This window comes from Bradyrhizobium sp. INPA03-11B, assembly GCF_040446015.1.
Lineage (GTDB): Bacteria > Pseudomonadota > Alphaproteobacteria > Rhizobiales > Xanthobacteraceae > Bradyrhizobium > Bradyrhizobium macuxiense_A.
The window spans coordinates 24,695-42,891 of the sequence record NZ_JASGSR010000039.1 but is presented as its reverse complement, the minus strand read 5'-3'; the positions used below and the strand labels follow the sequence as shown (position 1 = coordinate 42,891).

15 protein-coding genes are annotated in these 18,197 nt (G+C 64.7%); 7 read left to right on the top strand and 8 right to left on the bottom strand.

Annotated features, from left to right (window positions below; all coding sequences use genetic code 11):
• Positions 1-47 precede the first annotated feature (47 nt).
• The 3 genes from QMZ05_RS18370 to QMZ05_RS18360 all read right to left on the bottom strand — a co-directional run bounded on the left by QMZ05_RS18370 (position 48) and on the right by QMZ05_RS18360 (position 2,287).
• Positions 48-590 (bottom strand): RNA polymerase sigma factor, encoded by a 543-nt coding sequence (locus tag QMZ05_RS18370; RefSeq protein WP_353702023.1) that lies wholly within the window; start codon positions 588-590, stop codon positions 48-50.
• 201 nt (positions 591-791) lie between these two features.
• A complete protein-coding gene (locus QMZ05_RS18365; protein WP_353702022.1) occupies positions 792-1,520 on the bottom strand; it encodes an energy transducer TonB in 729 nt (242 codons plus the stop codon).
• Positions 1,517-2,287, bottom strand: a complete 771-nt coding sequence (locus QMZ05_RS18360) for a secretin and TonB N-terminal domain-containing protein (RefSeq protein ID WP_353702021.1) — start codon at positions 2,285-2,287, stop codon at positions 1,517-1,519. Before QMZ05_RS18360 ends, QMZ05_RS18365 begins: the two co-directional genes overlap by 4 nt.
• Before the next feature lie 420 nt (positions 2,288-2,707).
• Between QMZ05_RS18360 and QMZ05_RS18355 the strand changes: the two genes are divergently transcribed.
• The 6 genes from QMZ05_RS18355 (at position 2,708) to QMZ05_RS18330 (ending at position 10,250) form a co-directional block, all read left to right on the top strand.
• Entirely contained in the window at positions 2,708-3,415 is a 708-nt protein-coding gene (locus QMZ05_RS18355) for a TetR/AcrR family transcriptional regulator (RefSeq protein WP_167529170.1), read from the top strand.
• Positions 3,416-3,432: 17 nt separating this feature from the next.
• Positions 3,433-4,404: an ABC transporter permease gene (locus tag QMZ05_RS18350; protein ID WP_074126794.1), complete on the top strand. Its 972-nt coding sequence runs from the start codon at positions 3,433-3,435 to the stop codon at positions 4,402-4,404.
• Positions 4,405-4,445: 41 nt separating this feature from the next.
• Positions 4,446-5,462 carry a sugar ABC transporter substrate-binding protein gene (locus QMZ05_RS18345; protein WP_074126795.1) on the top strand — a complete coding sequence of 339 codons (1,017 nt, stop codon included), beginning with the start codon at positions 4,446-4,448 and terminating at the stop codon, positions 5,460-5,462.
• A gap of 77 nt (positions 5,463-5,539) precedes the next feature.
• On the top strand, positions 5,540-7,663 hold the full coding sequence (locus tag QMZ05_RS18340; RefSeq protein ID WP_353702020.1) for an SMP-30/gluconolactonase/LRE family protein: 2,124 nt from the start codon (positions 5,540-5,542) through the stop codon (positions 7,661-7,663).
• Positions 7,660-8,757, top strand: coding sequence for a hypothetical protein (locus QMZ05_RS18335; protein WP_353702019.1), 1,098 nt, complete (start codon positions 7,660-7,662; stop codon positions 8,755-8,757). The genes QMZ05_RS18340 and QMZ05_RS18335 overlap by 4 nt, the downstream gene beginning before the upstream one ends.
• A complete protein-coding gene (locus QMZ05_RS18330; RefSeq protein WP_146988637.1) occupies positions 8,754-10,250 on the top strand; it encodes a sugar ABC transporter ATP-binding protein in 1,497 nt (498 codons plus the stop codon). The genes QMZ05_RS18335 and QMZ05_RS18330 overlap by 4 nt, the downstream gene beginning before the upstream one ends.
• A gap of 64 nt (positions 10,251-10,314) precedes the next feature.
• Here QMZ05_RS18330 and QMZ05_RS18325 read toward each other — a convergent pair whose 3' ends face one another.
• The 4 genes from QMZ05_RS18325 to QMZ05_RS18310 form a co-directional block, all read right to left on the bottom strand.
• On the bottom strand, positions 10,315-10,692 hold the full coding sequence (locus QMZ05_RS18325) for a hypothetical protein (protein WP_353702018.1): 378 nt from the start codon (positions 10,690-10,692) through the stop codon (positions 10,315-10,317).
• A gap of 271 nt (positions 10,693-10,963) precedes the next feature.
• The gene (locus QMZ05_RS18320) at positions 10,964-11,227 is read right to left on the bottom strand and encodes a DUF5658 family protein (protein ID WP_353702017.1); all 264 of its coding nucleotides are present in this window, start codon (positions 11,225-11,227) and stop codon (positions 10,964-10,966) included.
• 7 nt (positions 11,228-11,234) lie between these two features.
• Positions 11,235-12,035: a sterol desaturase family protein gene (locus QMZ05_RS18315; RefSeq protein ID WP_353702016.1), complete on the bottom strand. Its 801-nt coding sequence runs from the start codon at positions 12,033-12,035 to the stop codon at positions 11,235-11,237.
• Between the two features lie 237 nt (positions 12,036-12,272).
• On the bottom strand, positions 12,273-13,175 hold the full coding sequence (locus QMZ05_RS18310) for a LysR family transcriptional regulator (RefSeq protein ID WP_353702015.1): 903 nt from the start codon (positions 13,173-13,175) through the stop codon (positions 12,273-12,275).
• Between the two features lie 126 nt (positions 13,176-13,301).
• On the opposite strand from QMZ05_RS18310, the gene QMZ05_RS18305 reads away from it, so the two are divergent.
• Positions 13,302-14,078, top strand: a complete 777-nt coding sequence (locus QMZ05_RS18305; protein WP_353702014.1) for an SDR family oxidoreductase — start codon at positions 13,302-13,304, stop codon at positions 14,076-14,078.
• A 368-nt stretch (positions 14,079-14,446) separates the two neighbouring features.
• Here QMZ05_RS18305 and QMZ05_RS18300 read toward each other — a convergent pair whose 3' ends face one another.
• Positions 14,447-18,097 (bottom strand): autotransporter domain-containing protein, encoded by a 3,651-nt coding sequence (locus QMZ05_RS18300; protein ID WP_353702013.1) that lies wholly within the window; start codon positions 18,095-18,097, stop codon positions 14,447-14,449.
• Between the last annotated feature and the right edge of the window lie 100 nt (positions 18,098-18,197).

The window sequence follows — 18,197 nt, the reverse complement described above, 5'->3', positions numbered from 1 at the left end:
GGCGCGCTGCGCGTTGACTGCGCGCGTCGCGGCCGCGGCGAATTCGATCACGAACGGGGACGAGGACCGCCGAGACGACGGATCAAAGTATAGTCGAGGCAATCGGCGCAATGGCTCAGGGCCAGCTTCAAATCGCTTTCCACCGTTCGCACACTGACGCCGAGACGGGTCGCCACATCGTGCGGCGTCCGTCCCTCGATCGTAATACTATAAAGTACATCGCGCGGCCGCTCCGGCAATTCGGCCAACGCCCGCTTGAAGGCATCAATATCGGATCGCGCCTCGACGATTCTCGCCGGGCTTGGTCCGTCGTCACTCACATCAAGCAATGAATCGATTTCGGCCGCGCTGACGCGGAGATTCTGCGCCTTCTGGCGATCCCGCGCGATGTTGATCGCGATGCGGAAAATATAGTCGGCGGGGCTGCGGATCGGCACGGCGTCCGTGACCCGCTCCAGCCGCAGGAATGTCTCGTGCAGGGCTTCGTACGCGAAGTCCGACGATCCCAGACGGCGGGTTAATTTCTTGACGAGACCGTCGTAATTGTCTGCCAGCTGGCCCCGCAGCCGCACTCGATTGATTTCAGCCACGTTTCGCGGCCTCCCAGACACCAGCCTGATATCCAGATTGCATTGTTCTTGAAGCTGCCAATCTCGTAACGGCCGGGCACAACACATTTATGACGGCAACAAGTCGACACCGAACGGCACGCAAGCTGGTGCATCGCGGTCACATCCAAACAATGAACCGGCGCTCTTTGATCAGCGCGCCGACGGTGCCGCGCGATCCGATCAGGCCGGGTCGAACACCAGGGTGATCTGGATATTCAGCCGGTCGGGCAGCGCCGACGGGATCGACGGCAGCGGTTGCGCCCGCCGGATCGCGTCGACGGCCGCCTTGTCGAGCACGGCCTGTCCCGAACTGGTCTTGACCCAGACTTCAAGCAGGGTGCCGTCCCGCTGCATGGAGAACAGCGTCTCGACCGCGCCGTGCAGCCGCCCGAGCCGCGCCGCATTCGGATAGCGCTGGTAGCGCGCCACGTGACGAAGCATCGTCTGCTGAAACTTCACCGCGACGCTGTTGGGCGGCGCATCGGCAGGCGACGGCGTCGGACGCAGGCTCGGCACGGCCGGCTCCGCCGGCATCGGCTCCCGCGCCGGGGCCGCGGTCAGATTGTCGATCGGCGGATCCGAGCTCTCCAGCGACACCTCGGTCCGGCTCGCGAGTGTCGCGGTTTGCGGCTGCGACACCGGCGCAACCGGAATCGGCGCGGGCGATGGGCTCGGCAGCAGCCGAACCTGGACGATCGAGCTCTGCTCGCGGCTTGCCGGTCCAGCCGGCGGTTGCAGCCGGATCCAGTAGATTCCTCCGACGAACAACAGCGTTGCAATCGCCGGCACCAGCAGCAGGCGCAGGATCTCGCCCGAAGTCCACGCGCTCGGATCCTCGGGATGGAACAGCAGCGTCATCGGCCTCATGCCGCGCGCGCCGCCGGGTCCGCTGGTGTCGTTGGCGCTCATTGGAACGATTTCACCCGGATCGCGATCCGCACCGGCTGCGAGGCGTTCGCGGGCGTCGTCCGGCTGACGGTCAGTCCTTGCAGCGCCGCGGTCACGGCTGCATCGCGGTTCTGATCGCCGGTCGAGCGCAACAGCTGGGTTCGCTGGATCGTGCGCGAGGGATCGATCCACAGATCGACAACGAGCTGATAGCTGCCGCCGCGCGACCCGATATTCTTCTGCAACGCCTTTTGAATGTCGAACTGCAGGCTTTCGCTGTAGTCGCGCAGCGCGCCGGCGTCGTTGCCGTCACTGCTCGCCCGCACCTGCAGCGTGCCGAGCGACAGATCCGCGGTCGCAAGCGGGCTCGCCGGCGGATGGTCAGCGCGCACGCTGCGCGAAGCGAGGGTGATGGCGTCCGGACGGATGTATTGGACCTTGAGGTCGGTTCCCGTCAGCAGCAGGTTCAGTGCATCCTCCGGCGTGAGGCTGCCTTCGACCGACGTTGACTTCCGGCCGGTTGCAGAATTGCTCTCATAGAGCACCTGCACGCCGGTTCGCTCGCCATAGGCCTGCAGCGCGCCGGCAAGCTGCTGGGCTGGGATGTTGAACGCGATCGGCGCCGATGCGGCAACCGTCTCGTGCTGCTGCGCGGCAACCGCGCAGATGCTGCCGATCAGCAGCGCGGCACAAATCCCGAACAGATACCGCGGCGTTGCGGAGCTCCCCGGAGCGTCGGCGCCGATCGCAGCGCCCGCGCGTGCACCATATGATCCAACTGCCGTCATAACCTTGCTTCGGCCCAAAGTGACCGCGGGTGAAATTCGGCCAGGATGTCTGTGCGGTTTAGCCTTCCAGCCAGCGAACCTGCGTTCTTTATATCGGGAATGTGACGGCCGTCTAACCGGCAATCCGGCCGGCAGGCTGCCGGGAATTTGTGCTGACCTTTCAGCGTGAAAAGTTCCCGAGCATCGCGGCAGCGGCGCCGAGCTTCGGGCCAGCGGCGTCGCGCGACCAGAAAAACGAGCGAGCGCTCTCTCAGAAAATTTGCTCATCCCCCTTTTCCGAACGCCGGTTCGTGGGCTAGGAATTACGCAAGGGCTTAAAAGCCCAGCCTGGACCGGCAACAAAATGAAACGGTCCGGGGACATAGCCAGGGAGGCAACGTGGGTCTCGCGCGTCAGCGGCCGGGGACGAATGCGTTCGCTATGGACGTGCTTTGCGCACGCATCCTCGAACGGCATCGCGATTCCGTTCGAGTCCAGAAACCGCATCTCGCCGTTCCGAACCTCACGCGCATCATCGGCGCGACGCTCACGCTTTCCAACAAGCACGGATTTCACGCCACCACGCTGCGCCAGCTCGCGGAAGCCTCCGGCCTCAGCATGGGCGGCCTCTACACCTACTTCGACAGCAAGCCGACGCTGCTGTCGATGATCCTCGGCGAGGTCGCCGAGACGGTGGCGGAGGTCCTCAACCAGCCGCCCGCCGACGTCAAACAGGATGCGCGCAAGCATCTGCACTGGATCATCGCCACCCATGTTCGCATGAGCGAGGCGATGCAGCCCTGGTTCGTGTTCTGCTTCATGGAAGCGAAGTCGTTTCCGCCCGCGGAACGCCAGCGTGCCATCGAGATGGAGGTGATGACCGAGAAGATCATCGCCGGCGTCCTCAAGCAGGGCGTCGCCAGCGGCGCGTTCGCGATCGATCAGGTCACGCTGACGGCCTCGCTGATCAAGCCGCTGCTGCAGGACTGGTACGTCAAACGCGCCAAATACCGCCGGCGCGGCACCTCGATCGAAACCTACATCAACGCCGTCAGCACGTTCGCCGACGCCGCGGTCGCCGGCAAGACGCGGCCCGGCCGCATCGCGACCGGCTCCCGCAGCAAATCCAGGCAGACGGCGCACCCATAGGCAGGAAGGACGAGGCAATGAAGCGATTGCGATTCAATCAACAGGAGATCGTCTTCGCCGTCTTTGCCGTGCTGTTCCTGGCGTTCTCGATTTTCCTGCGCGGCTTCCTGACGCCGGAAAACATGCTGACGCTGCTGCAGAACGTCGCGGTGCTCGGCATCCTCGGGCTCGCCATGGCGATCGTCGTGATCGGCCGCGGCATCGACATCTCGCTGATCGCAGCCCTCGCGGTCCCTCCGGGGCTCGTGCTGCAGATGGTGCAGAACGGGCACTCGCTGCCGGCCTCGCTGCTGACCGCCGTGCTGCTCACGATCGCCTTCGGTTTGGTCAATGGCTGGCTGATTGCCTATGCCGAGGTCCCTTCGCTGTTTGCGACACTGGCGACCGGCCTGCTGCTCGCCGGCCTCGGGCAGGCCGCGCTGTTTCAGCTCGACGTCGTGCAGTGGAGCGACGGCATGAAAGGCTTCGAGCGGCTCGGGCAAGGCACCATCCTCGGCATCCCGACCTCGATCGTGATGTTCGCGATCGCCTGCGTGGTGGTCGCCTTCCTGCTGCGCCAGACGCGGTGGGGCGCCTATATCTACGCGATCGGCGACAATCCCTATGCGGCCCGCGTCACCGGCATCCCGTCACGCCCGATCATCGTGCTGCAATATGTCGTCGCGGCGCTGATCGGCTGCTTTGCCGGCCTGGTGATGGCGGCGTCCGTCAACTCGATGCCGACCCGCGTCTTCAATTCGACCCTGATCTACGACGTCATCCTCGTCGTGGTGCTCGGCGGCATCGGCCTGTCGGGCGGCCGCGGCGGCGTGCTCAACGTCATCATCGGCACGCTGCTGATCGGCACCATGCTCAACGGCATGACCATCATGGACATCTCCTACGCCGGCCAGAACCTCGTCAAGGGCGTCGTCCTGCTGCTTGCCGTCATCACGGATTCATTCCTGAACCCGCGCAACGAAGAAACGGCACAGCAGGGCGACATCTGAACCAAGTCGAAGAACGATCAATCACGACCAAGGAGGAAGCAATGAAATACGCTGTCAGGACTGCAAAGGTGATCGCCGCAGCGCTCGGCCTCGCGGCCATCGCCGCACCGGCTCTGGCCCAGCAGGGCCTGGACGAGCCGTTCCAGAAGCCGTTCAAGGAGTCGCTCGCCGGCAAGACGGTGGCCTACGTTCCGGTCGCCATGAACTTCGACCTCACCGAAGGCTGGTACGCCGGCATGAAGAAGGAGCTCGAGCCGTTCGGCGTCAAGTTCGAAATCCGCGATCCCAACTGGAATACCAATGCCGGCGCGCAGGCGGTGACCTCGCTGATCTCCGAGAAGCCGGCCGTGATGGTGATCCATAATCCGGACGTACAGACCTACGCCAAGCTGCTGCAGCGCGCCGAGAACGAAGGCATCTACGTGATCCAGATCAACATGGGATCGGCCTATCGTTCTTCGGCCTTCGTCGGCGCCAACTGGATCGAGATCGGCGAGAAGGACACCGAAGCCGTGGTCAAGGCCTGCCAGGGCAAGTCGAACAAGATCGCCGTCGTGCAAGGCGCGCTCTCGGCGGCCGCCAGCGCCTACACGCTCAAGGGCGTCGAGAACGTGCTTGCCAAGCATCCGGAGATCAAGGTGGTCTCGAGCCAGGCGGCCGATTGGGACGCGGCAAAGGCCAAGGCGATCACCCAGACGGTGCTGAAGCAGAATCCCGATCTCTGCGGCATCGTCGGCTTCTGGGACGGCATGGATATCGGCACCGCGGCTGCGGTGAAGGAAGCCGGCCTGACCGGCAAGGTGTTCGTCGCGACCTCCGGCGGCGGCGAGCGCAAGGGCGCCTGCGAGCTCGTGAAGTCCGGCGCCTTCGACCTCAACCTGAGCTACGACGTGCCGACCCAGGCCGCGCAGATGGCCGGCACCATCAAATGGCTGCTGTCGTCGGGCGCCAAGGCCGGCTCGATCAAGGGTTCGGAATACACCACGCTGATTCCGATCACCAAGGAGAACGCGGACAGCCAGACCGCGTGCTGGAATCTCAGTGACCTGAAGAAATAACCCGGCCACTCCGCTTGACGTCCCGGGCGCAGCCCGCCCGGGGCGTCGATCTCCGAAAAATCGAACGCCTTGCTGGAATGCCGATGCGCGACACCTTGACGAGCCTGCGCTACCGCTACTGGCCGGATCATCTCCTCGGCGAGATCCTGTCCAAGCGTTGGACCGAGACCGCAATTCCGGTGATCCTGCTCTTGATCGTCGGCTTCGCGCTCAGCCGCTCCATCGATCATTTCCTGTCGCCGTCGAGCCTTGCCGACACTGCACGGCAGGCCGGCGAGATCGGCTTCATCGGGCTCGGCATGGCGCTGGTCGTCATCGTCGGCGGCATCGATCTGTCGGTCGGCTCGATCTTCGCGCTGACCGATTTCTGCGCGCTCTATCTGCTCGACGTGCTGAACTGGCCGGTGCCTGCGGTGGTGGTCGCCACCCTCGCCTGCGGCGCGCTGCTCGGCGCCGTCAACGGTGTCCTGATCGGATATTTGCGGCTACGCGCCTTCATCACCACGCTGATCACCCTGATCATCTACCGTTCGGCGTTCGATCTGTTGATCCAGCGCTACTCCAACTCGATCGCCGCGGCGTTTCCCGACATTCCGTCCTGGAATTTCATCGGCGGCGGCGACGTGTTCGGTATTCCGAGCGTCGCGCTGGTCTATATCGCGATCGCGATCTTCGGCCATATCTTTATGACACGGCTGCGCCCGGGTTGGCACATCACCGCGATCGGCGGCTCGCGCCGCTCGGCCTACAATTCCGGCATTCCGGTTCGCCGCACCATCGCGCTCTGCTATGTCGCCAGCGGCGTGCTGACCAGCATCGCCGCGCTGTTTTTTGCCGCCCGGCTCGGCACCGTCGGCGGCGACATCGGCGTCGGCCTCGAGGTGATCGTGCTGACCGCGACCGTGCTCGGCGGCATCACGCTCGGTGGCGGCAAGGGCTCGGTCGCCAAATCGCTGGTCGGCGTGCTGATCGTGCTGCTGATCACCAACGGCCTGACCACGCTCAATGCACGCGGCGGCATCAACCGGATGGCGCTTGCCGGCATCCTGCTGATCGCGGCGATGGTCGACATCCGTTGGCAGAAGAACCGCACCCGCATCATCAGCAAGGTCTATGTCGCGCCGACCTATCACGCGCTGCCGCCGCCGCCCGCTACCGAGATCGGCCAGGGCGGCCCGTTCGAGCAGAACGACAAATTGCGCGACGTCGAGTTGATCGGCCTGGGCCGCATCGAGGCGCCGGAGGACGTGATCCTCGATCGCAACAACAATCTCTACGCCGGCTCACGCCATGGCGACATCATGCGCTTCTTTGCGCCCGACTATCAGCGGATGGAGGTGTTCGCCCATATCGGCGGCCAGCCGCTCGGCATGGCCTTCGACCGTCAGGACAATCTCTATGTCTGCATCGGCGGCATGGGGCTCTACCGCATCAAGCCCGACGGCACCGTGGAGAAGGCGACCGACGAGACCAACCGCAGCATGCATTCGGTGAATGACGACAGCCGGCTGCGGCTGGCCGACGACCTCGACATCACCGATGACGGCCTGATCTTCTTCTCGGAAGCGACCGTGCGCTACGAGATGGACGAATGGCCGATCGACGGCCTCGAGGCACGCGGCAACGGCCGCATCGTCTGCTACGACACCAAGACCGGCGCCACGCACACCGCGCTGCGCGGCCTCAAATTTCCCAACGGCATCTGCGTCGCCGGCGACGGCCAGTCGATCCTGTTCGCCGAGACCTTCGGCTGCTCGATCAAGCGGCTGTGGTTCGCGGGACCGAAGAAGGGCCAGGTCGAGGTGGTGATGGACAATCTGCCGGGCTACCCCGACAACATTAATCTCGCCTCCGACGGCAATTACTGGCTGGCGCTGGTCGGCATGCGCAGCCCCTCGCTCGACCTTGCCTGGAAGATGCCCGGCTTCCGCCGCCGCATGGCCAAGCGCGTCCCGGTCGACGAATGGCTGTTCCCGAACATCAACACCGGCTGCGTCGTCAAGTTCAACGAGCAGGGCAAGATCCTCGAATCGTTCTGGGACCTGCGCGGCGAGAACCATCCGATGATCACCTCGATGCGCGAGCATCGCGGCTATCTCTATCTCGGCGGCATCATGAACAACCGGATCGGCCGCTACAAGCTGGAGAACGCCGACCCGAACTTCGTGCAGTATGACAAGCGCTGGGGGAAGGCGTCGTGATCGCGGCCGTCAGGGAATTCGCCAACCGCTTTCTCGGCCGTGGCGAGGCCACCATCACCGTGCCGTCGTTCGACGGCGCGCTCAAGCCGAACCAGAAGCTGGAGGCCGCGACCACCTTGCTGGAATGCGAGGCGCCCGAGGACCTCGCAACCGACGGCCGCAACCTCTATGTCGCCGACGGCCGGCGTCTGCTGCGACTGGACGGCAATGCCGCGACCGAGCTGCGCCGCTTCGAGCAGCCGATCTCGGCCCTCTGTGCGCTCGCCGATGGCGGCATCGCGATCGCACTCGGCGGCCGCGAGGTGCGCCTCTACGCCAATCCCGCCTCGGGCGAGCCGAGCGTGACATTCAGCGACGCCGCCTTCAATGCGATCAACGCGCTGGCGCCGGCGGGTGACGGCACCTTGATCGCCACCGACGGCTCGACGACCTGCGGCGTTGACGATTGGGCGCGCGACCTGATGGAGCTGAATCGATGCGGTCGTGTGTTCCGGCTCGATCCCAAGACCCGATCGGTGAAGCCGCTGGCCGCAAAACTCGGCTACGCCTTCGGCGCCTGCGCGCGCGGTGACGGCGTGCTGGTCAGCGAGAGCTGGCGGCATCGTCTCGTCCTCGTCACGGATGGCAAGGCGCCGCAGATCGTGCTGGGTCACCTGCCCGTCTATCCGTCGCGGCTGTCGAAGGCTGCGGGCGGCGGCTATTGGCTCACCGCGTTCACCGCGCGCACCCAGCTGATCGAGTTCGTGCTGCGCGAGCCGGCGTACCGGCGCCGCATGATGGCCGAGATCGACCCGGCCTATTGGGTGGCCCCGCGGCTGCGCTCGGGCTTCTCGTTCAAGGAGCCGATGCAGGGCGCGCACATCAAGACGATGGGTGTGATCAAGCCATGGGCGCCGCCGCGCTCCTACGGCCTCGTCATCCGGCTCGGCGAAGACGGCAAGCCGCTCTATTCGCTGCACAGCCGGGTCGACGGCATCAACCACGGCGTCGTCGCGGCGCTCGAGCTCGGCAGCGACCTCGTGCTGATCGCCAAAGGACCGGGCCGCGTGCTGAAACTGCCCCTCGCCGGGCTCGCCGAGGAGACAGGCTCATGAGCGACACCGTGCTGTCCCTGCGCAAGGCCACCAAGCTTTACGCCGGCGTGCCCGCCATCGAAGGCGTCGACTTCGATCTCCGCCGCGGCGAGATCCACGCGCTGGTCGGCGAGAACGGCGCCGGCAAATCGACCCTGACCAAGGTGATGGCCGGCGTCGTGACATTGACCTCGGGCAGCATGACGGTCGACGGCTCCGACGTCGCGCCGCGCACGCCGCTCGAGGCGCGCAATCTCGGCATCGCCATGGTGTTCCAGGAGAACAGCCTGGTGCCGACCATGACGGTCGCTCAGAATCTCTTCCTCGGGCAGGAGAAGTTCTACAACCGGCTGCGCGGCATCTACATCGCCGCCCAGCAATTCCTGCAATCGCTCAATTTCGACGTGACGCCGACCGCGACGGTGAGCGGGCTCGGCGCCGCCAAGAAGCAGATGGTGGAGATTGCGCGCGCGGTCCTGCACAAGGCCAAGGTCATCATCTTCGACGAGCCGACCGCATCGCTGACGCCGGAGGAGAAGAAGTATTTCTTCGACCTCGTCCGCGACCTCAAGAAACGCGGCGTCTCGATCGTCTTCATCTCGCACGCGCTGGAAGAGGCCCTCTTGCTCGCCGACCGCATCACCGTGTTGCGCGACGGCAAGCACGTCATCACCGACGACGCGGCGAAATTCGACCGGGCGGCGATCGTGCAGGCGATGGTTGGCCGCGACCTCTCGAACACGCTGTATGGCGCGCGGAAGGCCAGCGTCCGGCCGGCCGGCGCGCGCGTGCTCACGGTGCAGAATCTCAAGATGGCGCCGATGGTGAAGAACAATTCGCTGTCGGTGTTTGCCGGCCAGATCACCGGCGTGTTCGGCCTGGTCGGCGCGGGCCGCACCGAAACCTTCAAGATCGTGTCCGGCGTCTTGAAGCGCGACTTCTTCCACGGCGGCGAGATCCTGCTGCATGACAAGCCGGTGCGCTACCGGGTTCCGGCGCCGGCCGTGAAGGCCGGCATCGCCTATGTGACCGAGGATCGCAAGGTCGAGGGCTTCTTCGAGACCGCCTCGATCGCCCGCAACATCTATCTCGGCCTGCTCTCGAAATTTCCGGGCGGGCGGATGATGCTGTCGCGGCGCGAGACCAACACGGTCGGCAAGAGCTGGATCCAGCGGCTCAAGGTCCGTGCCATCGGCGACGAGGCCAAGGTGGTCGAGCTGTCGGGCGGCAACCAGCAGAAAGTGGTGATCGCAAAATCCCTGGTACAGGAGCCCGAGCTGATCATCTTCGACGAGCCGACGCGCGGCGTCGACGTCGGCGCCATCGTCGAGATCCACGAGTTGATCAACCAGCTCGCCGACGAGGGCAAGGCGGTGGTGGTGATCTCGTCCTATCTGCCCGAGATCATGGCCCTCTCCGACCGCATCCTGGTCTCGCGCCAGGGCAAGGTGGTCGAGGAATTCTCCGCGCTCGAAGCCACCGAGGAGAAGATCATGTACGCGGCGATCCATTGATGCCGCACCATCACGGCCGGCTCGCCACACCATGCCGGAGCACGCTCGCGCCGCGGGTTCGCCGCTACTGCTTTGGACCAACGGTCCCGGTCGCCTTCAATCTCGCCGACCTCACCCAACCCGAGACGTCGTTGCCCGTCCCTGGATGGAAGTACATCACCGACGACCAGCCATCATTGGTCTGCGCATAGGCGACGAGCTCGTCATTCGGAATCACGAACACCCCATTGATCGGACAGTGAAGATTAGGCGCGGAGTAGAATTGCAGCCGTCCCTTGCCCGTCACCACATTGGCGAGCGGCGGCGACAGTATCGGGACGCGGCTGGTGCCCGACCGCGGCTCCTTGCAGCTCGACGGCGTCTGCGCATGCACGGTTGCACCCAGGGCCCCCAGCATCAGGGCGCCAGCGGCGATGCAGGCGAGAGCAAACCTGTCCGACATCATTCATTCTCCCGATCGAGCCACGCGATCACACGTCATTCGAGAGTTTGTCGCCGGACAGGACGGGCAGGTTCTGCGCGCTCAAACGAAAGTTTTCGCGCCCGCAGCCCGGGGCGCTCGCTCCGCACGTCGATCGTGCCGTCGCAAAGCTGCTGCTTGAGCGAACCGATGGTCGGCGCCGCGCGCCGCTCGGCTTGCATCGTGCTTGCAGCAAGAAGCGCTCGGCAGAGCGAGCGCTTCGCCTGTTCCGGCAACGAAATGCGTGTCCGGTTCAGTTTCCGGCGATGATGACGAGGTTGTTCAGGACAGGCGTTGTGCAGAAGGCGACGACGAGGGCGATGTTGTAGACATTGTTGCTGCGCCAAAGCAGCCACGTCAGGACGAACGTGAGACCCAGCTTGGGGACCAGCCACCATACGCCGAACCATGTCTGCGCGATGTGCATGAACGGGTTCAACTCGCCCAGCCCGAGATTCAAGATCACATTCGTCGACTCGAGATCGGCGTATCCCAGCAGCAAGGCGACGAACAGCAAGAGACCCTTAACCCAGTTCATTCCTAGACTCCCCACCCCGAAGATGCCGGATCGGCCAGATCACGCTGTTGATGATGTCCACACGCTCAGGAGGCACCAGTCCAGTTGCAGGATACTCGTCCGGCTTCGGCACCCACGCCGTACCAAACAGAATGTCCAGGAGCGGGAAGAAGGCGGCAAAGTTTTTGTCACGGTGCTCGATCTGGACCGAATGATGGATCCGATGCCATTGCGGATTGTTGATCCATGTCACGAAGCGGCCGAGCGGGATGCGGACGTTGAGATGCGCGCAAGCATCGGGCACGAAGAAGATGAATGCCGCAGCGATCGCCATGTCCGGCGGGATCCGAAACAGGATCGCCAGGATCGGAAGAAAGGCGTCGGACAGCACCCTTTCCAACCAGAAATGCCGGCCGCCGGTGATGAACGTAATTCCGTTTGCGCTGTGGTGGAACGAGTGCATCGCCCAAAGGAAGGGGATCGCATGCTGGAGCCGGTGGAATGTGTATTTGTAGAGATCGAGCGCCACCACGACGATCGCGAACGAGACGAACCACCAGTAACCTTCGGTCGGCAGCTTGATCCAGCCAAGTCCGGCATAGCTTGCAATCGCACCCGCGCTGACCGCAGCAAGCGGGGCGAACAGGTGCTCCAACCCGACGCTCACGATGACCGCCAGCCAATCAGCACGAAACTCGTCGCTGGAAACGGGCGCAATGGGCCACGTCTTCTCCAGGATACGACTGCCGTAGACGACCCCCAGAATGACCGCCGCGCAAAAGACGGCGTTTGAAATCTCACTCGACATGAGAAACGACCCGCCGGTTCAAAGGCCGGACAAAATGAACAAAACATTCTGCCGCCTATAGCCTAAAAACCTTACTTTTTCCCAACGCCCCGGCGGGCGCAAGCAGGGTTTTTACGGGTCGCCCCCACTTCAGCCCGATTGTGACGGGTACAGCCGGGCGGCCAACGTGTGCATTGCGTCTGGTTGGAAGCGGCCGCCAACCAGGCGGTCGGCCTGTCGTGATGTCCCGCTTGCCCGTCAATCCCACGGCGGCCTGCCCCGGAATGCCTCGACCAGGAAGTCCACCATCACCCGCACCTTTGCGCTGACATGGCGGCGGCTCGGGTAAACGGCCAGCACGTCGATCTCGGGTGTCTGATAGTCCGGCAGCAGGCGGACCAAGCGGCCCTGCCGCAGCAGCTCCCCGATCAGGAACGTCGGCTGCAGAATCAATCCGAATCCGGCCGCCGCTGCCGCACAGGCCGTTTCGCCGTTGTTGGTATGGAAGATGTTGGATACCGGCACCGTGTGAAGCTTGCCGTCTCTGTCGAGCAACCGCCACTCCTCGGCCGAGGCGGAATAGGCGTAGGCAATGCAGGCGTGGTTCCTGATGTCATCCGGGGTCTGCGGCGCGCCATGTCGCGCGACGTAATCCGGTGACGCACAGACGAAGTGATGAATCGCCGCGAGCTTGCGGCTGATCAAGCTCGGCGATCCCTCGCGCGAGATGCGCACAGCCAGATCGAAGCCCTCGTCGACGAGGTCGACCAGCCGATCGACCAGGCTGATGTCCAGTTCGATGTCCGGATAGCGCGCCATGAAACGCGGCCACAGCGGCGCGAGATGAAGAATGCCGAAGCTCAGCGGTGCGTTGATCCGCAGACGCCCGCGCGGCTGCATTGCTGCGGAGGACGCGATCGCCTCTGCCTCTGCAACCTCCTCCAGGATCGAGAGCGCGCGGTCATACAGCGTCTTGCCGGTTTCGGTCAGTGACAGGCGCCTCGAGGTCCGATTGAGCAGGCGCGCCCCGAGCATCTCCTCCAATTCGTTGACGTAGCGGGTCACATTGGCCGGCGAGGTCTCCAGCTTGTCCGCAGCGCGGGTGAAAGAGCCTTGGCCAACCACCGCGGCAAACACCTCGAAAGCGCGCAGACGGTCCATGGCTCCCTCGATCATTCAGGATAACTGAATAATGTAACCAGTTTCCGTGCCTTCTTTCCAGTTCTGTGAGCATTTAGTTAGGTTCGCATGACGCCGCGATTGGCGCGGCCGAACGGGAGAACGGACATGGCACAGGGAACGGGACGTCTTTCAAACAAGGTTGCAATCGTGACCGGCGCGAGCTCGGGCATCGGCCGGGTCACGGCCAAGCTGTTCGCGGCCGAAGGCGCGAAGGTGGTGGTTGGCGCACGGCGGGAAAGCGAGCTGGCGAGCCTGGTCGACGAGATCAAGGCCAGCGGCGGGACGGCGGTCGCGCTCGCCGGCGATGTGCGGTCGGAAGATTATGCCAAGGCCCTCGTCGCACTGGCGGTCAAGGCGTTCGGCCGATTGGACATTGCCTTCAACAACGCCGGCACGCTCGGTGAGGGCGGTGCCTCGACCAACGTCTCCGAGGCTGGTTGGAGCGACGCCGTTGCGATCAACCTCACCGGCTCGTTCCTGGGCGCCAAGCACCAGATCGCCGAGATGACCAAGCATGGCGGCGGGTCGGTGATCTTCACCTCGACCTTCGTCGGCTACAGCTCCTCATTCCCCGGCGTTGCCGCCTATGCCGCAAGCAAGTCCGGCCTGATCGGCTTGACCCAGACGCTCGCCTCCGAGTTCGGCCCGCAGAACGTCAGGGTCAACGCAGTGCTGCCCGGCGCGATCGAGACCGAGATGTATCGCGAGATGAACGACACCCCCGACAAGGCGGCCTTCGTCACCAATCTGCATGCGCTCAAGCGGGTGGGTCGCCCCGAGGAAGTCGCACGCTCGGTGCTGTACCTGGCGTCGGAAGATTCCAGCTTCGTCACCGGGACCGCGTTGCTGGTCGACGGCGGCCTCTCGATCACCCGCACCTGAGGCGGCCGACCAACCACGGCAACGTTCAAGGAGGCTGACATGGGATTGCTGGTATGCTCCGTTGAACAAGAGAGAGCCGCCATGTCCCGTCGTTTCGCGACCACGCCGGCCACCTCCCGAATATCGAGCAGCCGGAGCAGACCGAAGCGGCCTTCGCCGCATTTCTCGCGGCGCGGTTTCACTAGCCGCGTCGGTTCGGGGATTTAGTCTGATTGGTGAAGAATGGCGCGCCACGTCCGATGAAGATGGGCACGACATGCCGGCCGTGGCGCTATGATCTTGCGGCCGACCAGGCGCTCCAATCAGCAAAGCTGCGACGCCCCGCTGCGCGGCCAGGCGCTTAGGCGACGCTGCAGCCAGGCCCCGGCCTAGAATTTCCAGCTCAGATCAGCCTTGACTCCATTGTCATGGAGGCGTTTGGCCATCTGGCCGGTATAGGCGACACCGAATGTGACGTTGCGGGCGAGGCTTAGGTCGAGCCCCGCCTCGATCGCCGCAGCATCGCGCGCAATCGGCAAGCCGGCGACGGTAAAGACATTGCTGCCGGCGAAGGCCACCGCCGTCAACGGCGTCACGTCGCCATAGGCATGACGCCAGCCGAGCATCCCCGTCCAACGGGCATCAACGCCGCCGAGCACGAAGCCAGTCGAGCCGCGCAAACCAAGCGTGGAGAAGCCGACGCCGAGGGTCGACGCCGAACCGGTGAGCGCGGCCGCGCCGCCAGTTTCGCCGAAGCCGCTACTGTGCGAATTGACGTAAGCCAGCGCCGCGAACGGCTCCAACGCGGACCGCGTCGACAAATCGATCCGGTACCCGAGTTCGCCGAAGACTTGCGCCGTTCCGGAGCTGTGGCCCGCAGCGAGGTGATCGACGAACCCAGGGATCGCCACGGTGCGGCTGCCGGCGATCTGGCTCCAGCCGTAGGCGGCGCCGCTGCGGAAACCGACCGCTCCCCATTGAGCGCCGGCAAAGCCACCGACATGGTAGGTGTCGATCGACGCGCTCGACCCATCGCTCGCGCTGCTCAGGTTCGCGTGCGTGTAGCCGGTGAGAACGCCGACGCGCCAATCGTCGGCGACGCGGGCATCAATGCCGGAGAAGAAACCTCCGATGTTGTGCGACAGCGCCGCCGCATTACCGTCGCTGCTCGAGTCTCCCCATGACCCGATCACGCGGCCCCATACCGCGAACCTCGCATCGGGCTTCACCGTGGCCGGATCTGCCGCATAGGCCATCGCCGACCTACCGCCGGTGCCCACTGCACTGAAAGCCTCGCGCAGGCGGTCGATCGCGGCTGCACGCACGAACCGGCTATCCTCGACGAGGGTGCCGAGCGTCGAGGCGTGAATATCGCCGGAGAGCTGGTCAAAGGCCGAACGGGCCTGCGCGGCATTGAGCGTGACCACCGCATTCCAGATCGGATTGCCGTAGCCGAGCGGATCGACCGCACCACCTGTTGCAACCTGGTTGCGCGTCGCGCCGACACTGGCGAAGCTGGCGACATTGCGAGTCATGGTCAGGTAGACGTCGGCCGCGTCGTAGCTGAGGGCCGGCGTAAGAAAGGCCGCATCCGATGTCGCGCCAGCGAAGCCGCCGCTGATGCCGCCGGCCGAGGTCAGGATCGTGTACTTGTTGCTGCCGGTGTAGTTGCCGGCCTGCACCTGAGCCTGAACCGTACCGCCGTTCAGTGTTGTCGCCCCACCGACCGCCAGCTGGTCGGAATTGCCCTTGGCATCGAGCTGAACCTGATAGAACGATCCGGAGTTGAACGTCGCGTTGCCGGCGACCCGCAGCGTGCCGATCGAATTACCAGGCGCGACTGTGCCGCCGCCGAAAGCCGTCAGCGTCCCAACGACGCCATTGCCGCCGAGCACACCGGCGGAGACGGTTGCTTGCGCATTTGCAAGCAATCCGTTGACGGAGAGAACGCCGCCCAGGACAAGCGCCGTCCCGGTGAAGCCACTGGAATCGCCGGTCAGATTGCTATGGCCTGCGAGCTGGTAGATGTGGCCCAGGCCGGACATCGGGGTCGAAAACGTGTAGTTCGCGTCGGTGTGATTGAACACAAGTCCGCCAGCACCTGCGCCGAACAGGATGGAGGGCGCTGCCACAGTGCCGGCAGCCGACGCCGCAGAGCCGATTTGCGAGCCGATCGCCAAGAAGCCGTTCGAGCCAGCCTGCTCCGCGATCTGGATCGCTCCGGCCGACGAGACCGTGGCACCGCTTGAAACGATCAGGGTGCCGTTGCCGAACCGGCCGACCACCACGCCGGCCGTATTCGTCCAGCTGGAACCGGCGCCGGTGACGACGACGGTGCCGGTGGCGCCGGGGTTGAACCCGATCAACCCATTGCGGTCAGAGGCCGTGGCGCCATTGCTGATCGTCAGGACTGAGCCTGGCGCGCTCGTATTCGAGTCGCCGACCACGATATTTCTCATATTCAGGGCCGACCCAACACCGTCGACCGTGACATGAGCAATACCCGTCCCTATTCCCAGCGACGTGTTCTGCGCATTGACGACGCCGCCATTCGCGATGTTCACCGTCGCATCGCCGTTGCGTGAAATCCAGAGGTCGTTCGCGGTGACGGTCAACTGAGAGCCCGCACCCGTCACGGTCATGCTCCCCGAGGCGTTGAACCCGACATAGACGTTTCCGGCGGAGGCCACGCGCCCGCCGTTCGAGACTGTCAACGTGCCACTTCCCGCCTGACCGATGTACCCACCATTGTTGAGCGTTAGCAGCGAGCCAGCGCCATCGACAGTCACGACACCCTGGCTGCCGGCGTTCCGGCCGACACTAGCGATGCCGTTGACGGTCAAGCTGCCGCCCTCCGCAACGTTGAGCTTGCCGGTGCCGCCATAGCCGACGTCGAGCGTTCCGCCCAAGCTACTGCCGATTGTGAAAGTGGAGCCGGCTCCAGTCACGCTCACCGTGCCAGTGCTGTTCGCCGCGGTCGCGACAAGGAGGCTGGTGTTCGCCGTCACGGAGCCGCCGGATTGAACCGAGAGCGTGTCGTCTGCCGGGTAGGTGCCGACGATGACCTGGTCCGCTATCAGCGCCGCCGCGTTGCTGACAGTGACGGCGCCGCTGCCGCCGAAGCCGGCATAGAAGCGACCGCTCCCAATCAGCGAGGTGCCGCTGCCCGACAGATTGAGCGCACCGCTGGAATTGGCGGCGTTCCCCAGGATGACGTCACCACTCACCGTTCCGTGTGCGCCGGCGGCAAGGTTCAGGCTCCCGGTGCCGTTCCATCCGATCACGAGCATCGCCGTGCCAGCTCCCGTGCCAACCGCGAAGCTCGAGCCGATGCCGCTGACCGAGACCGTTCCCGTGCCGCTGCTGGCAGCACCAAGGGTCAACCCGGATTGGGCAGTCAGCGCACCCCCGTTGGAGACCGCCACCGAACCGGTGCCGGCCGCACCGACTGTGATGACGCCGGAGCCGGGCCAGGCACTGGTCGCCGCATAGAGCCTTGATCCTGCACCATCGACGGTGACGGTGCCGGTCGATCCGCTGTTGACGCCCAGGACCACGACGTTTGCAGCAGCCGAACCACCATTGCTGACGTTCAGCGTACCTGCGCCCGAGTAGCCGGCAAGAAGCGCACCTTGAGGACCGATGCCGCCAAACTGCGTGCCGGTCCCGTTGACTGTCACCAGACCGACCGCGCCGGCCTGCTCGCCAATGACCAATGTCCCGCCGGCCACGAGGGCACCGGACGAAACGTGCAAAGCGCCCTGGCCGAACTTGCCGACGGAGAGCGACGCATCGAGGGCGCCACCGGGGCTCCATGCCGAGCCGCTGGTTGTCACCCAGTCCGTACCCATGCCGGTCACCGTGACCGTTCCGCTGGCCCCGGATTGGTAGCCGACATAGCCGTACGAATTTGCAAGCCCCGCATTGGACTTGATGGTCAACGCACCGCTGCCGGCCGCGCCCACGAACAACGCACCGGTCGTCACCGACGTGCCCGACAGCACGGGTGAATTCGGCGTCGTACCGTCGACGACCACCATGTCGGTCATCGATGTCGGCGTTCCATTATTCCAGTTGGTCGCGGCCTGCCAGTCGCTCGATGTCGCGCCTGTCCAATGGTCGACGGCATAGGCGGGTGTG

Excerpts from the sequence above, each read along its gene's own strand:
- QMZ05_RS18330 (WP_146988637.1), top strand. The coding sequence starts at position 8,754 with ATGAGCGACACCGTGCTGTCCCTGCGCAAGGCCACCAAGCTTTACGCC.
- QMZ05_RS18355 (WP_167529170.1), top strand. The coding sequence starts at position 2,708 with ATGGACGTGCTTTGCGCACGCATCCTCGAACGGCATCGCGATTCCGTT.
- QMZ05_RS18340 (WP_353702020.1), top strand. The coding sequence starts at position 5,540 with ATGCCGATGCGCGACACCTTGACGAGCCTGCGCTACCGCTACTGGCCG.
- QMZ05_RS18325 (WP_353702018.1), bottom strand. The coding sequence starts at position 10,692 with ATGTCGGACAGGTTTGCTCTCGCCTGCATCGCCGCTGGCGCCCTGATG.
- QMZ05_RS18350 (WP_074126794.1), top strand. The coding sequence starts at position 3,433 with ATGAAGCGATTGCGATTCAATCAACAGGAGATCGTCTTCGCCGTCTTT.
- QMZ05_RS18310 (WP_353702015.1), bottom strand. The coding sequence starts at position 13,175 with ATGGACCGTCTGCGCGCTTTCGAGGTGTTTGCCGCGGTGGTTGGCCAA.
- QMZ05_RS18300 (WP_353702013.1), bottom strand. The coding sequence starts at position 18,097 with ATGGTGGTCGTCGACGGTACGACGCCGAATTCACCCGTGCTGTCGGGC.
- QMZ05_RS18365 (WP_353702022.1), bottom strand. The coding sequence starts at position 1,520 with ATGAGCGCCAACGACACCAGCGGACCCGGCGGCGCGCGCGGCATGAGG.
- QMZ05_RS18360 (WP_353702021.1), bottom strand. The coding sequence starts at position 2,287 with ATGACGGCAGTTGGATCATATGGTGCACGCGCGGGCGCTGCGATCGGC.
- QMZ05_RS18305 (WP_353702014.1), top strand. The coding sequence starts at position 13,302 with ATGGCACAGGGAACGGGACGTCTTTCAAACAAGGTTGCAATCGTGACC.
- QMZ05_RS18315 (WP_353702016.1), bottom strand. The coding sequence starts at position 12,035 with ATGTCGAGTGAGATTTCAAACGCCGTCTTTTGCGCGGCGGTCATTCTG.
- QMZ05_RS18345 (WP_074126795.1), top strand. The coding sequence starts at position 4,446 with ATGAAATACGCTGTCAGGACTGCAAAGGTGATCGCCGCAGCGCTCGGC.